The organism is Parapedobacter flavus, from assembly GCF_035818675.1.
GTDB classification, from domain to species: Bacteria; Bacteroidota; Bacteroidia; order Sphingobacteriales; family Sphingobacteriaceae; genus Parapedobacter; species Parapedobacter flavus.
Genome location: NZ_JAYKZZ010000001.1, coordinates 695,819 through 718,716 on the forward strand (window position 1 = coordinate 695,819; position 22,898 = coordinate 718,716).

Genomic DNA, 22,898 nt, shown 5'->3' on the forward strand with positions numbered 1-22,898 from the left:
TAAATATAAGAGAACAGCGAATATAAAACGTAGCGATTATGAGTAAGACAACTGAAAAATTCCGGGTGTTGGTGGTAGGATGCGGTAATATGGGTGCGTCACATGCCCAAGCTTACCACGAGTCGCCAGGCTTCGAAATCTGTGGCTTGGTTTCCCGGGGAGACAGCAAGCGTGTATTGAATTCGAAGCTGGGTGGAAGCTATCCGTTATTTGATGACTACGAAACCGCCTTGGCGGAAACCCGACCCGATGCGGTTTGTATATCGACCTATCCGGATACCCACGAGGAATATGCGGTGAAAGCCATGCGGCAGGGCGCCCATGTGTTCGTAGAGAAGCCCATTGCCAGTACCGTCGCGGGTGCCGAGCGGGTGGCATCGGTTGCCAAGGAAACGGGAAAAAAGGTAGTCGTAGGCTACATACTCCGTCATCATCCTTCGTGGATACGATTCATCGACGAGGCACACAAGGTGGGTAAGCCACTGGTGATGCGGATGAACCTCAATCAACAAAGTGACGGCGCGATGTGGACGTTGCATCGGAATTTGATGGCCAGCCTAAGCCCCATCGTCGACTGCGGGGTACATTATATCGATGTAATGTGCCAAATGGCTAGGTCGAAGCCTGTTCAGGTGTATGCCATCGGCGCGAAATTGACCGATGAGATCCCCGCCGACAATTACAACTACGGTCAACTCCAGATCCGCTTTGAAGATGGGTCCGTCGGCTGGTATGAAGCTGGTTGGGGGCCAATGGTGAGTGAAACTGCTTTTTTCGTAAAAGACGTTTTCGGCCCCAAAGGGTCTGTTTCCATTGTTGCGAAAGATGCCGGGGCGTCGGGTAAATCGGATTCGATAGAAGCACATACGAAAACCGAGTCGCTACTGGTGCATCACGCCCAATTGGATAGCAATGAGCGGTTTGCCAAAGCTGATGAGTGGATTGATCTGACAGACGAACCCGACCACCAGGGGCTATGTGACCGCGAGCAAGCGTACTTTTTGCGGGCGATACAGGAAGATATTGACCTTGCTGACCATCTTGCAGATGCCGTAAATAGCCTGCGGATCGCCTTTGCATGCGATGAGTCGGTAAAAACAGGACGAGTGGTAAAATTATAAATATAACAGGTAAACAATTGAAATAAGATAATGGGAAGAGCAATCAGTAGACTGGCCGAAGGGTGGTGGGACTACACGACTTTGGATGAGCAGATACACCGCGACGCGGCAAAACTTACGGTCAAGGACATGGAGCAGCTATCGCGGCCGGGATTTAAAATTATACTCCACGATACACTGGAGTCATTTTATCTTGCCGAAGCACTTCAGTACATCCAAGCATGGAAAGCGTCTACGCCCTCCAATCCAGCGGGAATTTGCGGTCCTATTGGGCCCACTGAACAGCTACCGTTGGTGGCCCAATTGGTTAATGACCTGGGTGTTTCGTTGAAACATGCACATTTCTGGGGAATGGACGAATGGTACGAAAATGGAAAAAGTGTTGACCGTACACATCCGCTATCGTTCGCGCGGGCCAACGACGAACTGCTTTTCAGTAGGATCAAGCCTGAACTGCGGATGCCCGAAGAGCAGATTCATTATCCGGGAGTAGACAACTTGGAAGCGTACAGCGCCAGTTTTGACCAGGTCCGCTGCCTGGTGATGCAGGGTGGGCAGGGCGACGCTAAACACTGGGCGTTCAACGACCCTTTCAAGCGCGAGGGGGAATATCAAGATACGCCGCCTACACCTGAGACATATCGAGCACTCGGCACACGGGTTGTCGAACTGCACCCCATCACGTTGATGCAAAACGCACGCACCTCCGGTGGGGGCTACGTAGTCGGTGTGCCTACGACGGCGCTGACCGTGGGTCCGAAAGAGACCTGGAAATCGGAAAAGGTATCGATATGGCAGGCCGGAAATCACGACAATCCGTTCGGTATGCGCCTCACGGCATTCATGATTTCCAAAGGAATACAGGATACGTCGGTGCCGATGTCGTTACTGGCCGGGCATGGGGATGTAACGTTCCATTATTACCGGCACGCGCTTAAGGAAGTTGTAACTGAAATGCACTGAGCCGCATCAACGAAAATATGGAAAACACAGTGAACAACACCGTACTTGCCATCGTTTCGCATCCTGATGATGCGGAGTTGCTTTGTGCGGGTACGCTTGCCCTACTGAAAGACAAAGGCTGGGAAATTGTGATGGCCACGATGACGCCCGGTGACGGCGGAACGGCCACGCACAGCCGTGAGGAGATCAGTGCCATCCGCAAAGCGGAGGCAGCGAAGGCGGCAGCACTACTCGAAGCACCCTACCACTGTTTGGAATGTGAGGATATCTTTGTGCTGTACGATAAGCCGACACTCCTGAAGGTAATCGAACTGGTTCGGAAGGTACGCCCGCGGTTGGTGATGACCATGAGCCCAACGTGCTACATGGTAGACCATGAGATGACCAGCAAACTGGTGCAGACCGCGTGCTTCAGTGCGGGCGTAAAAAACATAGAGACGGACTCCGATCCATATTACCATGTGCCGCACCTGTACTACGCCGATGCGATGGAAGGCAAGGATCGGTTTGGTCAGCCTGTAAATCCATCGATGGTGGTTGATATCAGTAGCAAAATAGCGTTGAAGGAAGCGATGTTAATTTGTCACGCTTCGCAGCGCGAATGGCTTCGCGCGCATCACGGCATGGACGAGTACGTGCACGCCATGCGGGCTTCAAGCCAACAACGCGGCCGCTCCGTAGGTATCGCTTACGGAGAAGGCTTCCGTCAGCACCTGGGACATGCCTTCCCACAGGACAACCTGCTGGCGGCGGAATTGGAAGGATTTATTAGCATGGAAATCAACGAATGAAAACATACAGATTAAACAGACTTTTTAATAGCAAATCGGGCAACTGTTTCGACGTTGCCATAGACCACGGGTTTTTTAATGAATTCCCGTTTTTGCAAGGAATCGAAAGCGTGAGACAAGCCGTCACTGTACTGGTAGATGCTGCTCCTGACGCCATTCAGCTCACGATAGGACAGGCCCATTACCTGCAATCCATTCCGGGGAGAGAGAAGCCGTCCCTGGTGTTGCGTACGGACGTGGCGAATGTTTACGGCAAGCAATTGCCGCGTACGCTGTTCAGCCGGATGATTGAAAATCCGGTAGAACAGGCCCTTCGGCTGGACGCCGCCTGCGTGGTGGTAAACCTCTTCAGCATACCCGGTGAGCCGGAGGTGACCGATCAGTGCATTCAGAATATCTTAAAGATCAAACCGGCAACGGAACGTTATGGTATGCCCTTGATGGTAGAACCCTTAGTGTTCCGCCCGAATAGCGAAGCGGGAGGGTACATGGTCAACGGCGATCCCGAAAAGATTATTCCATTGGTACGGCAGGGCGTTGAACTGGGTGCGGACATTATCAAAGCGGACCCCACCGATGATGTCAATGAATACCACCGTATCGTGGAAATAGCCGGCGACATTCCCGTTCTTGTCCGCGGCGGTGGCAAGGCAACCGACGAAGAGATTTTGAAACGTACCTATGAGCTGATGCAACAGGGGGTAAAGGGTATTGTTTACGGTCGTAACGTCATCCAACACGCCAATCCAAGCGGGATGACGCGTGCGCTTATGGCTATTGTGCATGAGGGAGCCGCGCCTGAACAAGTAAAGGAACTATTAAATAGCAGCAAGTGAAGACAGTAAATATAGGTATCATTGGTGGAGGACTGATGGGGCGTGAAGCCGCTAGTGCATTTGGGCGATGGTTCGCACTCAAGGATTTCCCGGTGCGGGCACGGCTTACGGCGGTGTGCGATCTTAACGAAACGGTACTGTCGTGGTACAAACAGGTAGAGAGCGTATCACTGCTGACAACGGACTACCATGAATTGATCAATAGTGAACAGGTGGATGTGGTATATATTGCCGTTCCGCATAACCTGCATAAGTCGCTGTATATTGACATTCTACGGGCCGGCAAGGATTTGTTTGGCGAGAAGCCTTTTGGAATTGACTTGGAAGCCGCAGAAGCGATTGCCAATGAGGCAACCAGATTGGGGCGATTTGTGCGGTGTAGTTCGGAGATCCCTTTCTTGCCCGGTCCCCAGCGGGTATTGGCGGAGGTTCAGTCGGGACGGCTAGGTCGGATTTTTGAGATCCGATCGGGCTTTCTTCACTCCAGCGACATGAACGCCAAAAAGCCGATCAATTGGAAACGGCAATCGGAATTCTGTGGGGAGATCGGTGTTATGGGCGACTTGGGCATGCATGCCATGCATGTGCCGCTCCGGTTGGGGTGGAAGCCCACCAAAGTATTTGCACAATTGCAGAAAATCATCACCGAGCGACCTGATGGGAACGGCGGCACGGCTGTTTGTGATACCTGGAATAATGCCTCATTGAGCACGGTTGTGGATATCAATGGTGAGCAGGTGCCGATGCAGTTGGAGATGAAAAGATTGGCACCCGGCGAGACCAACACCTGGTACATTGAGATACGTGGCACCGAAGGCGGGGCACGGTATAGTACCAAAGATACCAAAGCGTTCTGGCGGTTTACAAACGATGGGGAGCAATGGTGGGAAAGAACCGATCTCGGCTTCCAAACGCCGTTTGAGACCATAACAGGAGGTATTTTCGAGGCCGGTTTCCCCGACTGCTTTATGCAAATGTTTGCTGCATACGTTGCCGAAAGAGAAGGCCTGTTGAATGGGCGGTTTGGTTGTGCAACGCCACAGGAAGCGGTGGATAGCCATCGGGTCTTTGAAGCGGCATTACGTTCGCAGGAAACCGGAGGGTTCATAGCGATTTAATAGGGTTGGGTATGGATCGGTCAGGCATATTAGTCGCGGGAAATTGGATACTGGACCAAGTGAAATTGATTGATAAATTTCCCGAAGAACAGTCCTTGGTTAATATTTTAGATGAGTATACCAGTAATGGGGGCTCGGCGTATAACATATTGGTAGACTTGTTCAAGTTGAAGGCACGATTTCCACTTGAAGCGGCGGGTTTGGTAGGGGACGACGCGAATGGCAACCGAATAATTGATCATTGTAGAAAGATGGGGATTGACGTGCAATCGCTAAGAACGACTGCCGATAGCCCGACATCATATACGATTGTCACGTCGGTTAGAAGTACGGGTAAACGCACGTTTTTCCATCATCGCGGTGCAAACTCGTTATTGGACGTTGATGATGTTGACCTGAGTAAGTCTAACGCAAAGTTGTTTCACCTCGGTTACCTGCTCCTGCTGGATCGCTTGGATGAAATACAACAGGATGGCCGGACGAAGGCATCGTATTTATTAGAAGATGCTAAGAAGCGCGGATTTATCACGTCCATCGATCTGGTCAGTGAAGACTCTGACCGGTTTAATACCATTGTGCCCTGTGCCTTGCCCTATGTGGATTATCTGTTTTTGAACGAATTTGAAGCGAGTCGGGTTTCTGGCGTCGATTTGTTGACCGGCTCGACGATCATGGAAATGGAAGATAAGTTCAAAGAGGTTGCCAAGCACATTTTTGGGCTCGGGGTCAATGAGTGGGTTATTATCCATCAACCCGACGGCGCATGGGCATCGCACCGTAGCGGCATACACATCCACCAACCGAGCTTAGCTATCCCGGGAGATCATGTAGTTGGTGCGAATGGAGCGGGCGATGCGCTCGCCGCAGGTACACTTCTGGGCATTCATGAGGGACAGCCTATGGCGGATTGCTTAAAACTCGGCGTGTGCGCAGCAGCTGCAAGCCTGTCGCATATTACCTGTTCAGACGGTGTATTGCCCTATAAGGATTCTTTGGCACTTGCTAATGCCTATGGGTTTCGGTAGCCGCTACCCAATCTTATCAAAACCACCGCTTATCTTACCATCACATCTCCACGCCCGTACGAAATCCCCGCACGATACGTATCTTTAACACGTGAATAACGGAAATAGCATGACACAGGGCTTGGAGCAGTTGGCAAATCGCTTGGAGGGCCGGTTTTATTACAACGACACGGCCGAGCACCGCGCATTGCTTCGCGCATATGCTACGGACGCATCGGTATATCAGGAACTCCCGCTCGCGGTAGCCATTCCACGTCATGAGGCCGACCTGAAGGTGCTTATCGGATTTGCGGCGACTTACGGCATAACACTGATTCCACGTACGGCGGGCACCTCATTGGCGGGGCAGGTGGTTGGTCACGGCATTGTCGTGGACGTGTCGAAGCACTTTAACGAGATACTGGAAGTTAACACCGAAGAACAGTGGGTGCGTGTGCAGCCGGGTGTCATCCGCGACGACCTCAATGCCTATCTGCGGCCTTACGGCCTGATGTTTGGCCCGGAAACCTCCACGGCGAGCCGGGCGATGATAGGAGGGATGGTGGGAAACAACTCCTGTGGCCTACACTCCGTCGTGTGGGGCGATACGCGCAGCCACCTGCTGGAAGCTACGGTACTTCTCGATGATGGATCGGAAGTGGTGTTCGGAGCATTAGACGAGGCAGCGCTGTTTAATAAGCTGACCTTGCCCACCCGCGAGGGCGACATCTACCGCCGGATGAACGATTTGCTGGCAGACCCACAAAATCGCGAGGCCATAAAAAAAGGATATCCTAAACCTACCCTTACCCGCCGCAATACCGGCTATGCGTTGGATATGATGCTTGATACCGACCAACCGTTTAATTTCTGCAGGCTACTTGCAGGATCGGAAGGAACGTTGGGTATCCTTACGGAGGCAAAATTAAATCTCCTTCCATTACCGCCCGCCGAAGTGGGCCTGCTCTGCATCCATTGCGACACGCTCATTGAGTCGATGCACGCGAACGTGGTGGCCTTGCGCCACCACCCCGAAGCGTCCGAATTGGTGGATCGATACATCATGAACTTTACCAAGGGGCACCCCACCTACCAGTATAACCGTTTTTTCATTGAGGGCGATCCGGCGGCACTGCTGATGGTTGAGTTCAGGAGCGATACGGTGGATGAGGTGCAACGCAAAGCCAATGCATTGAAGGCCGAATTGGTGGCCGAAAGACTGGGTTACGCACATCCATTGATTACCGGTCCGGAAACCAATCTTGTCTGGGATGTCCGCAAAGCGGGCCTTGGTTTGATACGTAACTTGCCCGGCGATACCCAACCGGTAAACCTCATTGAAGATTGTGCTGTGCCGCCGGAGGACCTGCCGGCATATATCGAAGATTTGCAAGGCATACTTAGTCGCCATGAGTTGGATGCCTCGTATTATGCCCATGCCGGCGCCGGCGAAATACATGTGGAACCGCTGATCAATTTGAAAACTGACGAGGGGAAGCGGGCTTTTCGGTCGGTACTGGCGGATACGGCCCAACTGGTGAAGAAGTATAAGGGTTCCTTGAGCGGCGAGCACGGTGATGGCCGGCTTCGTGGCGAATTTATTGGCGCGGTACTTGGCGAAAAAGTATACACCTTGCTGAGGGAGGTCAAAGCAATTTTCGACCCCCAACGGGTTTTCAATGCCAACAAGATCGTTGATACACCGCCGATGGATAAATTCCTGCGCTATGAACAGGATACCAGCAAGGTAAAGATTGATACCGTATTTGATTTCCGCAAGCAAGAGAGCATTTTAAGACTTTCGGAAAAATGCTCGGGCTCGGGCGACTGCCGGAAGACGCACGTTACCGGTGGTACCATGTGCCCTTCGTACATGGCCACGCGGGAGGAAAAGGATACCACCCGTGCGCGGGCAAACCTGCTACGGCAGTACCTCACCGCATCGTCCAAAACGAACCGTTTCGACCATCCGGAAATAAAAGAAGTGATGGACTTGTGCCTAAGCTGCAAAGCGTGCAAAACGGAATGCCCTTCGGGGGTCGATGTGACGAAGATGAAAGCGGAGTTCCTGCAGCATTACTACGATGCAAACGGCACACCGTTCCGGGCTTGGGTAATCGCCAACTTTACCAAATCACAGCGGCTAGCTGCCTATGTGCCGGGGCTGTATAATTGGATCATTAAGAACAGCGTAGTATCGCCATGGATAAAACGTATACTCGGGTTTGCCACAGATAGGTCGCTGCCTGCAGTGGGGAGAACAACGTTACGGAAGTGGATTCGACACCAACAGCGTGGCCAAGGCCAGCCCGCTAACGGACGAATGGTTTACTTGTTTTGTGATGAATTTACCGAATACAACGATGTGGGTATTGGTCAGACGGCCTACCGGTTGCTTACGGCACTGGGGTACCAGATAAGGCTGACCAAACACTTGGAAAGTGGGCGAACCTACCTGTCGAAAGGATTGGTACGGAAAGCGAAAGCCATAGCCAATGCCAATGTTAGGTGTCTAAAAGACGTGATAACGGCAGATACTCCTCTTATTGGTATTGAGCCTTCTGCCATTCTGACTTTCCGGGATGAGTATCCGGACCTGGTAGACGAACAGTTACTCGGCGATGCCGGTAAACTGGCTAAAAACACCTTATTGATCGATGAATTTTTGGCACAGGAAATGGAAGCGGGGCATATCAATCCCACGTGGTTTTCAGACACACCACGAAAAATAAAGCTCCATGGACACTGCTACCAGAAAGCGTTTCATCTGGTGGATTATACATCGAAAATATTAGCGTTCCCGAAAGGGCATGAGGTAACCGTGATTCCTTCAGGGTGCTGTGGCATGGCGGGGTCTTTCGGGTATGAGAAAGAGCACTATGCGGTATCGATGAACGTGGGCGAACTGGTGTTATTGCCTACGGTACGTGATACGCCGGAAGACGTCTGGATTGCAGCGCCGGGCACGAGTTGCCGCCATCAGATAAAAGATGGGGCAGACCGCAGGGCCTACCATCCGATAGAAATCCTTTGGCAAGCCCTGGAAACACCCGCAATTACCCGACCCACCGTTAAGAAAAGAAGGGTGCGATTTTTTTATGTTGTTTAAGCATATCGAGCTGCTCTCTTTTCAACGGTTTAATCATGTAGTCAATCACAAGTTCGAATCCCGATGCGGTTTTCTGGTCGGCACGATCGATCGATGAAGTGACGATGACAACATGAATGTGATGATGATTGGGTAGCTTATCCAATTGGTCAAGTACTTCCCATCCACTCATGGCAGGCATATTGATATCGAGGAAAAGAAGATAGCAATCATCGGGACCGTTATGCCGGTTGATATGCGCAATTGCATCCTGCCCGTTAGTAAAACACCGGGGGTGCGTTGCGATGCCGAGATCACGCAGTATAACATCGGCCATTAGGTTGAATATTTCGTCGTCGTCGATGACCAAGACATGTAGTTCCATACCTTTTGCTAAGTGAGATTGACCTGTTCGGCTTTTTCGGTGATATTGCCTAGTACCTGATCCAATTCAGTCGCAGAATTGCGGATGGCACGAAGTAGCTGATGCTGGTCGATAGCCGGTGATGGACCCATTTGAATGAGATCGACCAAACCCATGATCCGTGCCAGCGGAGCCCGGACCATATGCGACTGCATCCAGGCGATTTCCTGCAATTTTTTGTTTTGCGTTTCGATGGCTTCGATGTAATATAATTTCAGGGTAATATCTTGTAGTAGGACCAACTCAGCCCTTCGCCCGTGAAATTGGATAATGTTGCTTTGCCGTTCCACCTTGATAATTTCGCCGTTTTTCTTGCGGTGTGTAAATATACCTTTACTGAATGGCTGGTCATTTTCCCTGGCGAGCTCCGCAGCAGCCTGAAGTTTGGCTATGCCTTCAGGCGGGGGGATGTCCATGAGCGTCATGGATAGGAACTCTTCGCGCGTATACCCGTAGTGTGCAATCGCCGCTGCATTGACGTCAAGAAAACGATATGTTTTTAGATCATATACCCACATGGGCTGCGGACTGAGGTGGAATAGGTCACTATACCGCTTTTCAGACCTTTCAACTTCTTTGAGGTGTTTTTCGAGTTGACTATGTAATTGTTTCAACTGTAGCTCGGCCTGTTTAGTTTCGGTAATATCCAAACAGGCGCCAATCATTTTGTTGGAAATCCCTTTGTCATCGACCACGAGTCTGGACCACGACCGTAAATGGCGTGTTTCGCCGTCTGATCGTACAATCCGTTCCTCAAATACCGCATCCTCACCTGTTTGTTGTACCTCGGTTAAGGTCGATATAATCCGCTCACGGTCGTCTTTATGGACCTGCGCCAGATAACTTTCAAAACTAAGGGGATACTGGGGGTCCACCCCATAGATGTCATATAAAACGTTAGACCATGATACCTTATTCAATTCGATGTCCCATTGCCAATTACCAAAGCGCGCAAGCTCCTGCCCTTGTGCCATCAAGCTGGCGGCATCGCGTGCCCGATCGGCATTTTGACGGTTTTCGATAATGATATGGAGCAGTGCGCTCATACGATCGATGATGAGAAGCTCTCCTGAATCGGGAGTTTTGGCTTGCTTATAATAGATGCCGAGCACCGCTATGACATCGCCCTTGGCGTCGATAATAGGATTCGACCAACATGCTTTGAGATGGTGTTTAAGCGCCAAATCTTTTACATCTGCCCATTTTGGATCCGTGGCAATTTCACTGACGATTATACGCTCTTTGCGGTACGCAGCGGTGCCGCATGACCCTACATTGTCCGCAACGGGAAGGTCGTGAACAGAAGCGATGTACGATTCGGGTAACGAGGGCGCGACCCAACTGACCAGTCGGTCGTTGTGAACACCCAATATGGAACAATACATGCCCCGGTATAACGCTTCGATACCTAAGATGTATTCAGAAAGGATCGTCGGTAGTGGCGTGTCCCGTTGGGTACTCATCTCTAAAATCCGCTTTTCCAGATCGTCCAGATCGGTAAGGCGTTTGCTTTCGGTGATGTCTTGGGTAACTCCATAAATACGAACACACGTACCGTTTACCAAGTCGGCCTTGCCGACAAGACACACCCACCTATCGTTACCTTTCGCGGTGACCATGGGCAAAGTGAAACGGAACACGGTACCATCTTTGGAGGCTTTCGCAAATGCATGTTCGAAGGTATGGCGGGCGGCAGGATCGGGGAAAAAATCCCCGAGGTGGTCAAATTTCGGGTCATAATCCGAGGTGACCTCATAAATCTCCCTTAGCCCTTCTGACCATATGACCACCTGATGGGTCAAATTAACTTCCCAACTGCCTATCCGTGCGGTACGTTGCGACTCGTCAAAGAACTTTTCGTCGTGAACACTATCGGTCACATCCGTCATCGAACGGATGATAAATTTGATTTCCCCCCGGTCATCAAAAACAGGTTTATTGACGACTTCGAGGTACATTATATCCAGTCTCGAGGGATTGTCTGCTGCTGGAAAGACGTATTTTTGTGGGGGGGCTTTGGTGGTTTTTTTCGTTTGGATGACTTCGTCAAAGATGTTATTCCATCTTGACTCATTTTGGTACGGGTTCGTGGGGAAAACGTCGAAAAACCCCCTCCCAAGCATGTCTTCGCGATTGGTATTCGTTATCTTCAGATAAGTGTCGCTAACATTGACAACTGTAAAGAGAGGAGCATTAGGCAGCAATACGACGCACGGCGTAGGCAGCGCTTGGAATATTTCCGAATAATGCTGTTCGCCAATCATGGCCCTTGTGTTTAATTAGTTGTTTCCCTTAGTATTGTTACGAGTATATAAAAATAGATGCTTTCTTCTAAAAAACCTAAAATTATTTTGTTCAAGATGGTGTAGGGAGATGAAAACATGCTACCCGCCGTTTCATGGGCGAAACGGCGGGTAGCACGTGAAATGCCTTAAGGCCAGATGCCTAAATTCTGGTAGGAAACGGCTATTTTGTTAATAGCACCTACCAATGCAGCGGTGCGCAGGGTGTCGATAGCATTGTCCGAATTCCGAATTTCGCGGATTTCGTGATAAGCCCTAATCATCGTGTCTTCCAATCCAGAGTTGACCAGCTCGAGTTCATCGGCACCTTTTACGATGGTCATCCGCTCTGCAGCAGTAAGCGATTTGCCCGTCATGGTTTCTACGGTATTGATCAGGTTCTGGTTGGCCATTTCCTCGTATCGCTTGTCCATGCGACCGAAAGAAACGTGCGACAAGTTTTTCAACCACTCGAAATAAGATACCGTTACACCCCCGGCATTGCAATACATGTCAGGAATGATAATGCCGTTTCGCTCAACGAATGCGGCGGCGGCTCCCGGTGTGGTGGGGCCATTTGCTCCTTCGGCAATAATCTTCGCTTGGATGCGGCCGATATTTTCTTCCGTAAGCTGGTTTTCCAGCGCTGCGGGAACAAGAATATCGCACGCTTGCTCCAGTCCTTCTGCCGGTGTTTTAAACGATTTCGTCGCTTTTTTATAGCCGAGAATGGAGCCGGTGTTTTTACGGTGCTCAAGGATGGCATCGGGGTCCAATCCGTCGGCGTTATATAACGAACCATCGTACTCGCATACGCCCACGATGATGGCGCCAAACTCAATAAGTACCTTGGCGGCATTATAGCCCACATTGCCGAGTCCTTGCACGATGACCCGTTTTCCGGCAATGCCCGGCGTGAGGCCGATGGTCTTCATGTCTTCAGCAACATCCACACATTCGCGGATGGCAATGGCGACCCCGCGTCCGGTTGCAGCCTTCCGGCCACTGATACCGTGTAGCGAAAGTGGTTTGCCGGTTACGCAGCCGAAGGAATCCAGTTGGCCGGGGTTCATGGTGGTATAGGTGTCGGCAATCCAGCTCATCTCCCGTTCGCCCGTACCGTAGTCTGGCGCAGGCACGTCGATAGCCGGCCCGATAAAATTCTTCTTGATCAGTTCGACCGTATATCGCCTGGTAATATTTTCAAGTTCTCCAACGGAATAGTTTTTCGGGTTGATGGCTATGCCGCCTTTTGCTCCACCGAATGGAACGTTGACAATGGCGCATTTGTAGGTCATCAATGCGGCAAGTGCCATCACTTCATCTTCATTGACCATATCGCTGTACCGGATACCGCCCTTGGTGGGCGACATGTGTTGGGAATGCTCCACCCGCCAGGCATTGATCACCTCGAGGTTATCGCCCCGTCGGAAGGGAAAGCTGAATCGGTAAATGCTGTTGCATACCTTGATTTGATTCAATAATCCCTGCGGGTGCTTGGTGAATTGCGCTGCATGGTCAAAGAACGCGGATACATCATCGAAAAAATGGGGCTCTTGCACTTTTTCTGCTATTGACTTAGCCATAACAATGTTTTATTTATTAATGTTTTTGGTGACTTTATTCATTGTCCCTGTGCATATCGGGGGAGCTTACAATTGCCATTGTTCACTCGGACGGGCGGCACTATCGGGGTAAAATCACGCTGCGAGCACGGAAGCGGAAGGGTGATTACCCCTTGCGCTGCTTTTCCAGTCGCGACAGCTTCCTGTCAATGGTAAAGAGGTAAATGGCCAGTCCTGTGAAAAGCACGACCAAAACAGCTACTACCACATAAATTTTGCCCGAACTGCGCAAACCCGTGGCCATTTCGACCCCGGTATTTGATTGGGCAAAACTACACATTAACCCATTGATAACTAATAGCAAAGAAAGAATTGTCTTTTTCATATCGTTTTGTAATAAACGTTGTTAACTTTTACCGTTTAATCGATTTACGATTGATACGATACCAATATTTACGCGGTTGCCGTATCGTTTTGATATTCCATTTTACGTATGCGATACCGCAAGGTCGTTAGCCATACACCGATAAGTATCCAGCCAATGGCACCGGGGTATAATACAGCTTTCATCGAACCATCGAGGTCGAATTCACCAAATCCGGAATTCCCACCAGCACCGGGGTGGAGAGAGTCGGTGGTTTTGGGCAAGATATACATGAGCACAATCATAATAGGAAAGGCAAAAATGTTGTATATAGACGATATGCGTGCTCTTTTTTGCTCCTCTTCAAGCGCGTTGCGTAGCACCAGGTAAGCGAGGTACATTAACGTACCAATAGCAGAACCGTTCAGTTTAGGGTCATTAGGCCAAGGCGCCCCCCAAGTGAAATTGGCCCATAGCATGCCAGTAAGCAGACCGAATATACAGAAAATAATACCTACATTGACGCTCTCTACGGCTACCAAATCGTGCTGCGGATTGCCGGACGACAAGTATTTGATGCTGTAAACCACGGAAATCGTATAGAGTGTAAACATAGCGAACCACATGGGCACGTGGAAATACACGTTACGGATGGTTTCATTCACAATGGGTAATGCCGGAACCGGTCCCAATAGCCCCATGATGACGCTGTATAACAATAGTATAACGGCAAGGACTTTCCACCAATATTTTTTCATTTTTGCTCCTATCAATCCCTCCAAAGGTAAGGAAATAACAGCAAAGAAATGGCAACCGTAATGATGTTGATGGCCCCGAGTACGATTAACTCATCGTAGCTGGCACTGCGTTCCAACCCATCCATGGCATTTTTAGAAACTTTGATGAGCACCAAGAGCATGGGGATAATGATCGGAAAACTGAGGATGGCCATGAGGGTGCTGTTATTGCCCGCCTTGGCACTGATGGCGGCTACCATGGTAAAAATGGCAGCAAAACCAATGGCGCCGAGGGCAACCACCGCCATGTATAGGATAGGGTCACCAAGTGGATTGTGGAAGATAACGGAATAAACCAAGTACGCTATTGACGAAAGCAATAGCATGATGAGCATATTGTAGATGATTTTGGAAAGAATAACCGCTTTTGCACTCGCAATGGTATAATAATACAATTGCCGCCCATGGCTCTCCTGTACAAAGCTTTTGTTAATGGCGTTGATCGAAGCAAACAATAAGATAATCCAGAACAACGCATTCCACGTGGTGGGATCTACGGATTTAAATGCCTGGTAGCAGACAAAAACGGTAGACACCACATAGAGGACAATGCCGTTAATGGCGTACTTAGACCGCCATTCCAATACGATGTCTTTCCGGATGAGAGACCTTACCCGCTTTAGTGTCTGCATTGCCGCAAAGATACGACCTCGTACGTAATTGCGGCTACGGTACGTCTATATTTTATATTTCTTCCTCGGCCCTGCGCTTCGCGGCTTTTACCGTGTTACGCGCTTTGTCCACACCGCTTTTTGCCATCCGATCGGCTTTTTTAACCGCGGCTTCACCTTTGTTTTTCGCTTGGGAGCGAAGGGCGTCTATTTCTTCTGTTGCCCGGTTGGCTATTTCCGACGCCTTGCGGATACCCTCTTTAGTCGTTTTCCGGACCGACTTGCTGAGTTCACGTATGCCGTCGCTCGCGCGATCCATTTGCTTGCGGCCCTCTTTGGTGCCCAATAATAACCAAGCTACCGTGCCGGCGGCTAGTCCTACCAATGCGTACGTTACAATGCTGTTTTTCGTGTTCATCTCCATTTCCTTTCTGTTGCGCTTTTGCTTGCTGTTATTATAAGGTATGAACAACATTTTTGCCTTTTTGTTTTTTTCCTGCAGGTGAAAGTATAACTTTGGGAGCAAAAAGGAATAAGATATGCAAGAAAAATCGGATATAGGCGTTATCGGCATTGCCGTGATGGGCGAAAACCTTATCCTCAACATGGAGAGCAAGGGGTTTCACGTATCGGCATACAACCGTACAGTAGATAAAGTAGAACGTTTTGTCAATGGTAGAGCTAAAGGAAAAAACATCTACGGTGCAACTTCTGTCGAAGATCTGGTAGGGTCGCTGAAAACCCCGCGTAAAGTCATGTTGATGGTAAAAGCAGGCAAGCCCGTAGACGATTTCATTGAGCTGTTGATTCCACACTTGGAACCGGGCGACATCATTATCGATGGGGGTAACTCCCATTTCCCGGATACTGAGCGGCGGGTACAATATGTAGAGAGCAGAGGGCTGTTGTATGTGGGGACCGGTGTATCTGGAGGAGAAGAAGGTGCGTTATTGGGACCATCGATTATGCCGGGTGGTTCGAAAGCTGCTTGGCCCGCGATACAGCCGATTTTCCAATCGATTGCTGCAAAAGTTGCGGACGGATCGCCGTGCTGCGATTGGGTGGGCGATGGGGGGGCTGGCCACTTCGTGAAGATGGTGCACAATGGCATCGAGTATGGCGATATGCAGCTGATCAATGAAACGTACCACATCATGAAAGATGTGCTCGGCATGACCCCCGATGAGATGCATGAAGTGTTTAAGGAATGGAACGAAGGCGAATTGGATAGCTACCTGATCGAGATTACACGCGATATCCTTGCATTCAAAGATGAAGACGGGCTTCCGTTGGTGGATAAAATCCTTGATACGGCCGGGCAGAAAGGGACGGGCAAGTGGACGGGCACAGTAGCCCTGGACCTTGGTGTGCCCCTTACCCTGATTGCCGAATCGGTATTTGCTCGTTGCCTTTCGGCATTGAAGGAGGAGCGCGTAGCTGCATCGAAAGTATTGCAGGGGCCAACACCTTCATTTGATGGCGATCGACAGGCATTTATCAATGACTTGCGCGATGCGTTATATGCGGCGAAGGTTATCTCTTACGCACAGGGTTACCAAATGATGGCTGTGGCTGCTAAAGAATATGGTTGGAAATTGAATTACGGCAGCATTGCCTTGATGTGGCGTGAGGGCTGCATCATCCGGTCGGCGTTTTTAGGTAAGATCAAAGAGGCGTTCGACAAGAACGCCGATTTGCAGAACCTGATTCTGGATGACTTCTTCAAAGACAAGATACAAGCCGCACAAGGTGGCTGGCGGAAAGTGGTGTCTACGGCCATTACAAATGGTATACCGGTACCGTGCTTGAGTGCTGGTTTGATTTATTACGACGGGTACCGTTGCGAACGTCTGCCTGCAAACCTTCTGCAGGCACAACGCGATTATTTCGGTGCCCATACCTACGAACGGCTCGATAAGCCTCGGGGTGAGTTTTTCCACACGAACTGGACGGGCAGGGGGGGCGAAACATCCTCTACGACATACGATGTTTAGTAAAAGTAAAAAAGCGGCTTTTAGCCGCTTTTTTATGTCGTTTTTGTTGTAAGCTAATCCTCAACAATTTCACTGTTGTAGCTTTCGGGCTCTAGCACCTCTTCCTTGAAATAGCGTTTTTGATAAATCAGGATAAGTGCTACACCAACGGTAATGGCCGAGTCGGCGATATTGAATACCGGCCTGAAGAACATAAAGTCTTCGCCACCCCAAATGGGGAACCACGTGGGGAAATCGCCTTTAATGAGGGGGAAATACAGCATGTCTACCACTTTGCCATGGAGCAAGCTGGAATAGCCGCCTGCCGCCGGGAAAAGGCTCGCCTTTTCCAACCAAGTGCTCTCGCTGAAGATGAGGCCGTAAAACGTAGAATCAACGATGTTACCCATTGCGCCGGCAAAAATCAATGCCACATTAAGGATAAAGCCACGATGGTATTTTTTCTTAACCATGTAATGCAAACCGTACGCAATACCGATTACGGCGGCGATTCGGAAAAGCGAAAGCGCCAGTTTGCCAGCCTCACCACCAAACTCAAGTCCGAATGCCATGCCGTTGTTCTCGGTAAAATGGATGATGAACCAATCGCCGAGAATCTTGTATTCCTGCCCGAGCGTCATGTTCAGCTTGATCCAGAATTTGGAAAGCTGGTCTACCAACAGCACCGAGGCAATCAGTATGAACGGTTTGGTATAGCCTTTCATTATGGTGAATTGATAGCTAATTTTAGTATTGTTTCAATTTCGCTTCCATGCTCAGTGTGGTATGTGGTACGGCACGGAGACGTTCTTTTTGAATCAGCTTGCCGGTCTCCCGGCAGATACCATACGTTTTGTTTTCGATGCGCACCAAAGCAGCCTCCAGGTTGTCGATGAATTTCTTTTGGCGTGCTGCCAGTTGGTTTGTCTGTTCCTTTTCCAACGTCGCAGATCCGTCCTCCAATGTTTTAAAGGTACCTGCCGTATCGTCAGTGCCATTGCCATTACTGCTATTCAGGGTCTTGGTCAAGGCTGAAAGCTCTTCTTTGGCAACACGAAGTTTTTCGAGGATGATTTCCTTGAATTCCTGTAATTCCGTATCGCTATAACGCGTTTTTTCGTTGCTATTTGCCATAATTTTAAACTTTTTCGATTAATACATTCAATTCCTTTTCCGCGATTTCTATCGTATCGCCGGTAATAAGGTTACCCTCGAATATCAAAGAGTCTGCCAATATCTCGGTACGAATATAAGATAAATTACCTGTTGCAGCTTCGGTAATCTCGGGGATATCGTTGAGGCGTACCTTGATCCGGTCCGTTACCTCCAGTCCATGTTCTTTGCGTAGGTTTTGGATGCGGTTTACAAGCTCGCGCGAAATCCCCTCTTTTTTCAGGCTCGGCGTAATGCTGACATCCAACGCTACAGTAAGCCGGCCGAGATTGGCTACCTGCCAACCGGAAACATCTTCGGCAATAATGTCTACATCGGCCAACTGGACGGTGTAGGGCGTGTTGGCGATGGCGATGGTACCTTTGTCTTCGAGCTCCGCGATTTCATCCGTCGTAAATGCCTGGATGGCTGCGGCAACCGTTTTCATGTCTTTGCCAACTTTGGGCCCCAAGGCTTTGAAATTGGGCTTTATCTTTTTCTTGACCAAGCCCGATGTGTCGGTGATGAATTCGATGTCCTTGATGTTTGTTTCAGAAAGGATAAGTGCCGCCACTTGTTCCACCTGTTTTCGGAACTTGTCGTTCAATACCGGGAGCAGGATTTTCTGCAGGGGCTGGCGTACGTTGATACCCGTCTTCTTACGTAATGATAGCGTAAGCGACGAGATGTCTTGCGCCAGCGCCATCCGCTCTTCCAATCCGCTATCGACCAGCTCGGCCTGATACGAGGGGAAGTCGGCCAAGTGGACCGATTCGGCCTGCTCTTTCTGCGTTATGCTATTCAAGTCAAGATAGAGCCTATCGCTGAAAAACGGCGCGATAGGCGACATGAGCTTGGCGATGGTGTTGAGGCAAGTATACAGCGTTTGATATGCTGATATCTTGTCTTCGGTATAATCGCCTTTCCAAAAGCGCCTGCGGCACAGCCGTACATACCAGTTGCTGAGATGCTCATCTACAAACGTCTGAATAGCACGTGCCGCTTTCGTTGGTTCGAAATCAGCGTAATTGCTGTCCACCTCACGTGTTAACGTATGGAGGAGCGAAATAATCCAGCGGTCTATTTCAGGGCGCTGGTCGATCGCCAAATCAGCTTCTTGGTAGTCGAACTTGTCGATGTTGGCATATAGGGCGAAAAATGCATAGGTATTGTATAGAGTACCGAAAAACTTCCGGCGTACCTCATCCAGTCCCTCCTCGTTGAACTTCAGGTTATCCCAGGGGGCGGCGTTGCTGATCATGTACCAGCGGGTAGCATCGGCGCCGTAGGTTTCGATGGTAGCGAACGGGTCAACGGCATTGCCGTGCCGTTTCGACATTTTGTTACCGTTTTTATCCAGCACCAGTCCGTTAGAAACTACATTTTTGAAGGCCACCGAATGCCGGAGCATGGTGGATATGGCGTGGAGCGTAAAAAACCACCCACGGGTTTGGTCCACCCCTTCGGCAATGAAGTCGGCGGGATAAGCCCCTTCGAAACCGGTCTTGAATGGTGTTTGATCGCCAGCGGCTAATTTTTCCTGGTCCAGGCCCCATTGGGCGAAGGGCATAGCGCCACTATCGAACCATACGTCGATAAGATCCGGCTCGCGGTACAGCTTTTGGCCGGCTGCAGAAACCAGTACAACATCGTCTACGTATGGGCGGTGCAGATCCAGCTGTTCGGTCCCGAACTTGCCCAGGTATTTCCTGAGGGTATCCTCCTCACGGTCATCAAGTATGCCTGAAGCCAAGCTCTGTTCGATCCCCTCTTTCAACTCGGCAATGGAACCAATGCATATCGCCTCGTTTTCATCCTCACTGCGCCAGATGGGCAGGGGGGTACCCCAGTAGCGCGAGCGCGATAGGTTCCAGTCGACCAAGTTCTCTAGCCAGTTGCCGAAGCGGCCCGTTCCGGTCGACTCGGGTTTCCAGTTGATGGTCTTGTTGAGCGCCACCAACTCGTCTTTCACGGCTGTGGTGCGGATGAACCAGCTGTCTAACGGATAATAAAGCACGGGTTTATCCGTGCGCCAGCAATGCGGGTAGCTGTGTTCGTATTTCTTTACCTCAAAGGCTTTGTTCTCTTCTTTCAATTTGATGGCAATAAGCACATCGGTAGGCTTGAACCCTTCTGCGGCCCGTTCCTCATCGCTGTAGAACTCCTCTTTCACAAAACGGCCGCCAAACTCGCCGAGCTCAGCAACAAACCGGCCCTGTTTGTCTACGATAGGAACGTCCTTCCCGTTTTCGTCTTTTACGAAGACGCCCGGTACATCGTTTTCCTTGCTGACGCGAAAGTCGTCTGCACCGAATGTCGCCGATGAGTGGACGATACCGGTACCATCCTCGGTGGTAACGAAATCGCCGGCGATGACGCGGAAGGCGTTTTGTTCCAACTCCTCGTTGGTAACGTAGGGTAGTAGCTGGTGGTATTTCAGGTTAACGAGTTCTGCCCCAGAAAGCTCTGCCCGGATTTCCCAAGGGACGGTCTTGTCGTTGCGGTGGTAATCTTTCAACGGTATCTGCTGACCTTCGGGCTTAAAAAAGCGACCCACCAGGTCTTTGGCTAATACCACGCTGACCGGTTCGAAGGTATATGGATTGAACGTCCGGATTTTTACGTAGCGTATGTTTTTGCCCACCACCAAGGCGCTATTGGCCGGCAATGTCCATGGGGTGGTTGTCCACGCGATGAAAGCCGTGTCTTCATTTTCCTCTTCAAAGAGCATCGCCATGGCTGGATGCACCTGATCCTTCTTAATCCGGAATTCGGCAACGATCGTCGTGTCTTTAAGGGACTTGTATGTGCCCGGTTGGTTGAGTTCATGCGAACTTAAGCCCGTACCGGCCGCCGGCGAGTAGGGTTGGATGGTGTATCCTTTATATAATAGCCCCTTATTATATAGTTCTTTCAATATCCACCACAGGGTCTCTATATATTCATTCTCATAGGTAATATACGGGTTTTCGAGGTCGACCCAGTACCCCATTTTTTCGGTAAGGTCGTTCCACACATCGGTGTATTTCATAACCTCCTGGCGGCACGCGGCGTTGTAGTCGGCCACCGAAATGGTCTTCCCGATGTTTTCTTTGGTAATACCAAGCGTCTTTTCCACAGCGAGCTCAATGGGCAGGCCATGCGTATCCCAACCACCCTTGCGTTTTACTTGATAGCCTTTCAGGGTTTTATAACGGCAGAATATGTCTTTAATGGCTCTTGCCATCACATGGTGGATGCCCGGCATGCCATTGGCGGAAGGAGGCCCCTCATAGAACGTATAAGGCTTGCTTACCGGACGGGAGGATACACTTTTTTCGAAGATGTTTGCCTGTTGCCAGTAAGTCAGTATTTCGGTGCCGATTTCCGGTAAATTAAGCTGCTTATATTCCTTGTACATCAATTGTTTGTGTTCAAAAATGAGGATGCAAAGATAAGGAATTAGTGCGAAAGGAAGAAGGAAAGATACGTTCGGCATAGGCTATGCCTATAATTTCTTTACCCCTCCGGTACCGCTTTTTTACCTATTCTCTACCCTTTTGGTAAGGAATAGGTAAGGAATAGGTAAGGAATAGGTAAAGAATAGGTAAAGAATAGGTAAAGAACTGGTAAGGAAAGGGTAAGCGAGAAGTAAGGAAAGGGTAAGGGATTGGTAAGGGAAAGGTAAGGAATTGGTAAGCGATAAGTAAGGCAGCGCTATCCAAGGGATAGACGCTTGGTAACAAAAAAGCAAGGTTTCCGCGGTTTATGGGCGCGGAATGCTATGGGAAATTCGTAAAATGAAGTTAGAGCATGTTAGGCGGAAAAAGACGACCCACAGCCGCACGTGCTTTCAGCATTTGGGTTGTTGAATACAAATCCACGTGCATCCAATCCGCTTTTGAAATCGATTTCCATGCCAGCGAGATACAATCCGTGCCCTTTATTCATGAATACCCGTATCCCTTCGATTTCATACTCGGAGTCCCCGTCTTTTTTTTGGTCAAATCCCAGGATATAATTCATGCCAGCACATCCACCGCCCTCAACGCCGACGCGCAGTCCGAAGTTTTCCGATATTTCCTGTTGTTCCTTTAGCTTTTTGAGTTCCTGGACGGCGCCGGGGGTCAATGTCAATGGTGCAACAGGTGATTGTGTCATTGTACTCATCTTCTGGTGATTTAATTCTTCCAAACCATGCAAAAATACATAAATAATCCCCACTTTTGCATGGTTACAGGGATTTTTACGTTCCATAAACAAACGAAATAGATGGATGTTGTTTCATTTTCTCTTGAGCTTTTCAAGTATATATTGGCAGGATGCGTGGTAGCAGGCGTAGCCAATTGGATGTTTTGGACAAAATATAACAGTCACACCTTCCGGCTCAAAATATTGGAAGCAAGGCAATCGGCGGCAAAGGAGGTGCGCCCCTTGCAGTTGCAAGCATATGAACGGTTAGTGCTCTTGATCGAGCGTATAAATCCTGCCAATGCTGCACTGCGCTTGTATAGCCGAGATTTGGATGCGAAGGCATTTGAGAGTCTACTCATCGATGAGATTCGGGCCGAATACCAACACAATATTACCCAACAGCTGTATGTGAGTGACTCGGCTTGGTCCGTTACTGAGCAGGTAAAAGACAATACAATAGCGCTTATCCGCAATGCGGGGGCGGGGCTACCGGTAGGCGCCACCGCCAAGGAACTCAGCACCGTGCTTTTGGCCCATATCGCCGCGTTGGATGATAATCCGTATGATACGGCATTAAAAAGCATCAAAAATCAGTTGATGGGTTGAATATTGCGTTCAAGTTTATATCTTTGCGCA

Annotated in this window: 20 protein-coding genes; 9 read left to right on the forward strand and 11 right to left on the reverse strand. The window is 49.8% G+C overall.

Annotated features, from left to right (window positions below):
• Positions 1 to 38 precede the first annotated feature (38 nt).
• From U9S71_RS02780 to U9S71_RS02810, 7 genes are all read left to right on the forward strand, one after another.
• Complete coding sequence (locus tag U9S71_RS02780; RefSeq protein WP_326325066.1) at positions 39 to 1,121, forward strand: Gfo/Idh/MocA family protein; 1,083 nt, start codon at positions 39 to 41, stop codon at positions 1,119 to 1,121.
• A 30-nt stretch (positions 1,122 to 1,151) separates the two neighbouring features.
• On the forward strand, positions 1,152 to 2,084 hold the full coding sequence (locus U9S71_RS02785; RefSeq protein ID WP_326325067.1) for a sugar phosphate isomerase family: 933 nt from the start codon (positions 1,152 to 1,154) through the stop codon (positions 2,082 to 2,084).
• A 17-nt stretch (positions 2,085 to 2,101) separates the two neighbouring features.
• Entirely contained in the window at positions 2,102 to 2,875 is a 774-nt protein-coding gene (locus tag U9S71_RS02790; protein ID WP_326325069.1) for a PIG-L deacetylase family protein, read from the forward strand.
• Positions 2,872 to 3,711, forward strand: coding sequence for a class I fructose-bisphosphate aldolase (locus U9S71_RS02795; RefSeq protein ID WP_326325070.1), 840 nt, complete (start codon positions 2,872 to 2,874; stop codon positions 3,709 to 3,711). The genes U9S71_RS02790 and U9S71_RS02795 overlap by 4 nt, the downstream gene beginning before the upstream one ends.
• Complete coding sequence (locus U9S71_RS02800; protein ID WP_326325072.1) at positions 3,708 to 4,829, forward strand: Gfo/Idh/MocA family protein; 1,122 nt, start codon at positions 3,708 to 3,710, stop codon at positions 4,827 to 4,829. The genes U9S71_RS02795 and U9S71_RS02800 overlap by 4 nt, the downstream gene beginning before the upstream one ends.
• A gap of 11 nt (positions 4,830 to 4,840) precedes the next feature.
• Entirely contained in the window at positions 4,841 to 5,854 is a 1,014-nt protein-coding gene (locus tag U9S71_RS02805) for a carbohydrate kinase family protein (RefSeq protein ID WP_326325074.1), read from the forward strand.
• Positions 5,855 to 5,963: 109 nt separating this feature from the next.
• Positions 5,964 to 8,942 carry an FAD-binding and (Fe-S)-binding domain-containing protein gene (locus U9S71_RS02810; protein WP_326325076.1) on the forward strand — a complete coding sequence of 993 codons (2,979 nt, stop codon included), beginning with the start codon at positions 5,964 to 5,966 and terminating at the stop codon, positions 8,940 to 8,942.
• Here the strand turns inward: U9S71_RS02810 and U9S71_RS02815 are convergent.
• The 7 genes from U9S71_RS02815 to U9S71_RS02845 all read right to left on the reverse strand — a co-directional run bounded on the left by U9S71_RS02815 (position 8,905) and on the right by U9S71_RS02845 (position 15,439).
• The gene (locus U9S71_RS02815; protein ID WP_326325077.1) at positions 8,905 to 9,306 is read right to left on the reverse strand and encodes a response regulator; all 402 of its coding nucleotides are present in this window, start codon (positions 9,304 to 9,306) and stop codon (positions 8,905 to 8,907) included. The genes U9S71_RS02810 and U9S71_RS02815 overlap by 38 nt on opposite strands.
• 8 nt (positions 9,307 to 9,314) lie before the next feature.
• On the reverse strand, positions 9,315 to 11,609 hold the full coding sequence (locus U9S71_RS02820) for a PAS domain S-box protein (RefSeq protein ID WP_326325079.1): 2,295 nt from the start codon (positions 11,607 to 11,609) through the stop codon (positions 9,315 to 9,317).
• Positions 11,610 to 11,776: 167 nt separating this feature from the next.
• Positions 11,777 to 13,213 (reverse strand): Glu/Leu/Phe/Val family dehydrogenase, encoded by a 1,437-nt coding sequence (locus U9S71_RS02825; RefSeq protein ID WP_326325080.1) that lies wholly within the window; start codon positions 13,211 to 13,213, stop codon positions 11,777 to 11,779.
• Between the two features lie 145 nt (positions 13,214 to 13,358).
• Positions 13,359 to 13,577: a CcmD family protein gene (locus tag U9S71_RS02830; RefSeq protein ID WP_326325081.1), complete on the reverse strand. Its 219-nt coding sequence runs from the start codon at positions 13,575 to 13,577 to the stop codon at positions 13,359 to 13,361.
• 68 nt (positions 13,578 to 13,645) lie between these two features.
• Positions 13,646 to 14,314 carry a cytochrome c biogenesis protein gene (locus tag U9S71_RS02835; RefSeq protein WP_326325083.1) on the reverse strand — a complete coding sequence of 223 codons (669 nt, stop codon included), beginning with the start codon at positions 14,312 to 14,314 and terminating at the stop codon, positions 13,646 to 13,648.
• Positions 14,315 to 14,325: 11 nt separating this feature from the next.
• Positions 14,326 to 14,985: a heme exporter protein CcmB gene (locus tag U9S71_RS02840; RefSeq protein ID WP_326325085.1), complete on the reverse strand. Its 660-nt coding sequence runs from the start codon at positions 14,983 to 14,985 to the stop codon at positions 14,326 to 14,328.
• A 52-nt stretch (positions 14,986 to 15,037) separates the two neighbouring features.
• Positions 15,038 to 15,439: a YtxH domain-containing protein gene (locus tag U9S71_RS02845; protein ID WP_326325086.1), complete on the reverse strand. Its 402-nt coding sequence runs from the start codon at positions 15,437 to 15,439 to the stop codon at positions 15,038 to 15,040.
• A 64-nt stretch (positions 15,440 to 15,503) separates the two neighbouring features.
• On the opposite strand from U9S71_RS02845, the gene gnd reads away from it, so the two are divergent.
• A complete protein-coding gene (gene gnd, locus U9S71_RS02850) occupies positions 15,504 to 16,958 on the forward strand; it encodes a decarboxylating NADP(+)-dependent phosphogluconate dehydrogenase (protein WP_326325087.1) in 1,455 nt (484 codons plus the stop codon).
• A gap of 53 nt (positions 16,959 to 17,011) precedes the next feature.
• On the opposite strand, the gene U9S71_RS02855 is transcribed toward gnd, so the two are convergent.
• From U9S71_RS02855 to U9S71_RS02870, 4 genes are all read right to left on the reverse strand, one after another.
• Positions 17,012 to 17,662, reverse strand: a complete 651-nt coding sequence (locus U9S71_RS02855; RefSeq protein ID WP_326325088.1) for a lipoprotein signal peptidase — start codon at positions 17,660 to 17,662, stop codon at positions 17,012 to 17,014.
• Between the two features lie 22 nt (positions 17,663 to 17,684).
• Positions 17,685 to 18,071, reverse strand: a complete 387-nt coding sequence (locus U9S71_RS02860) for a TraR/DksA family transcriptional regulator (protein ID WP_326325089.1) — start codon at positions 18,069 to 18,071, stop codon at positions 17,685 to 17,687.
• A gap of 4 nt (positions 18,072 to 18,075) precedes the next feature.
• Positions 18,076 to 21,489 carry an isoleucine--tRNA ligase gene (gene ileS / locus U9S71_RS02865; RefSeq protein ID WP_326325090.1) on the reverse strand — a complete coding sequence of 1,138 codons (3,414 nt, stop codon included), beginning with the start codon at positions 21,487 to 21,489 and terminating at the stop codon, positions 18,076 to 18,078.
• 395 nt (positions 21,490 to 21,884) lie between these two features.
• The gene (locus tag U9S71_RS02870; protein ID WP_326325091.1) at positions 21,885 to 22,238 is read right to left on the reverse strand and encodes a HesB/IscA family protein; all 354 of its coding nucleotides are present in this window, start codon (positions 22,236 to 22,238) and stop codon (positions 21,885 to 21,887) included.
• A gap of 102 nt (positions 22,239 to 22,340) precedes the next feature.
• Between U9S71_RS02870 and U9S71_RS02875 the strand changes: the two genes are divergently transcribed.
• The gene (locus U9S71_RS02875) at positions 22,341 to 22,868 is read left to right on the forward strand and encodes a DUF7935 family protein (protein WP_326325093.1); all 528 of its coding nucleotides are present in this window, start codon (positions 22,341 to 22,343) and stop codon (positions 22,866 to 22,868) included.
• Positions 22,869 to 22,898: the final 30 nt, after the last annotated feature.

Coding starts and splice junctions, on each gene's coding strand:
- U9S71_RS02835 (WP_326325083.1), bottom strand. CDS start 14,314: ATGAAAAAATATTGGTGGAAAGTCCTTGCCGTTATACTATTGTTATAC.
- U9S71_RS02875 (WP_326325093.1), top strand. CDS start 22,341: ATGGATGTTGTTTCATTTTCTCTTGAGCTTTTCAAGTATATATTGGCA.
- U9S71_RS02855 (WP_326325088.1), bottom strand. CDS start 17,662: ATGAAAGGCTATACCAAACCGTTCATACTGATTGCCTCGGTGCTGTTG.
- U9S71_RS02830 (WP_326325081.1), bottom strand. CDS start 13,577: ATGAAAAAGACAATTCTTTCTTTGCTATTAGTTATCAATGGGTTAATG.
- U9S71_RS02825 (WP_326325080.1), bottom strand. CDS start 13,213: ATGGCTAAGTCAATAGCAGAAAAAGTGCAAGAGCCCCATTTTTTCGAT.
- U9S71_RS02870 (WP_326325091.1), bottom strand. CDS start 22,238: ATGAGTACAATGACACAATCACCTGTTGCACCATTGACATTGACCCCC.
- gnd (WP_326325087.1), top strand. CDS start 15,504: ATGCAAGAAAAATCGGATATAGGCGTTATCGGCATTGCCGTGATGGGC.
- U9S71_RS02845 (WP_326325086.1), bottom strand. CDS start 15,439: ATGTTGTTCATACCTTATAATAACAGCAAGCAAAAGCGCAACAGAAAG.
- U9S71_RS02790 (WP_326325069.1), top strand. CDS start 2,102: ATGGAAAACACAGTGAACAACACCGTACTTGCCATCGTTTCGCATCCT.
- U9S71_RS02795 (WP_326325070.1), top strand. CDS start 2,872: ATGAAAACATACAGATTAAACAGACTTTTTAATAGCAAATCGGGCAAC.
- U9S71_RS02805 (WP_326325074.1), top strand. CDS start 4,841: ATGGATCGGTCAGGCATATTAGTCGCGGGAAATTGGATACTGGACCAA.
- ileS (WP_326325090.1), bottom strand. CDS start 21,489: ATGTACAAGGAATATAAGCAGCTTAATTTACCGGAAATCGGCACCGAA.
- U9S71_RS02860 (WP_326325089.1), bottom strand. CDS start 18,071: ATGGCAAATAGCAACGAAAAAACGCGTTATAGCGATACGGAATTACAG.
- U9S71_RS02820 (WP_326325079.1), bottom strand. CDS start 11,609: ATGATTGGCGAACAGCATTATTCGGAAATATTCCAAGCGCTGCCTACG.
- U9S71_RS02840 (WP_326325085.1), bottom strand. CDS start 14,985: ATGCAGACACTAAAGCGGGTAAGGTCTCTCATCCGGAAAGACATCGTA.
- U9S71_RS02785 (WP_326325067.1), top strand. CDS start 1,152: ATGGGAAGAGCAATCAGTAGACTGGCCGAAGGGTGGTGGGACTACACG.
- U9S71_RS02780 (WP_326325066.1), top strand. CDS start 39: ATGAGTAAGACAACTGAAAAATTCCGGGTGTTGGTGGTAGGATGCGGT.
- U9S71_RS02815 (WP_326325077.1), bottom strand. CDS start 9,306: ATGGAACTACATGTCTTGGTCATCGACGACGACGAAATATTCAACCTA.
- U9S71_RS02810 (WP_326325076.1), top strand. CDS start 5,964: ATGACACAGGGCTTGGAGCAGTTGGCAAATCGCTTGGAGGGCCGGTTT.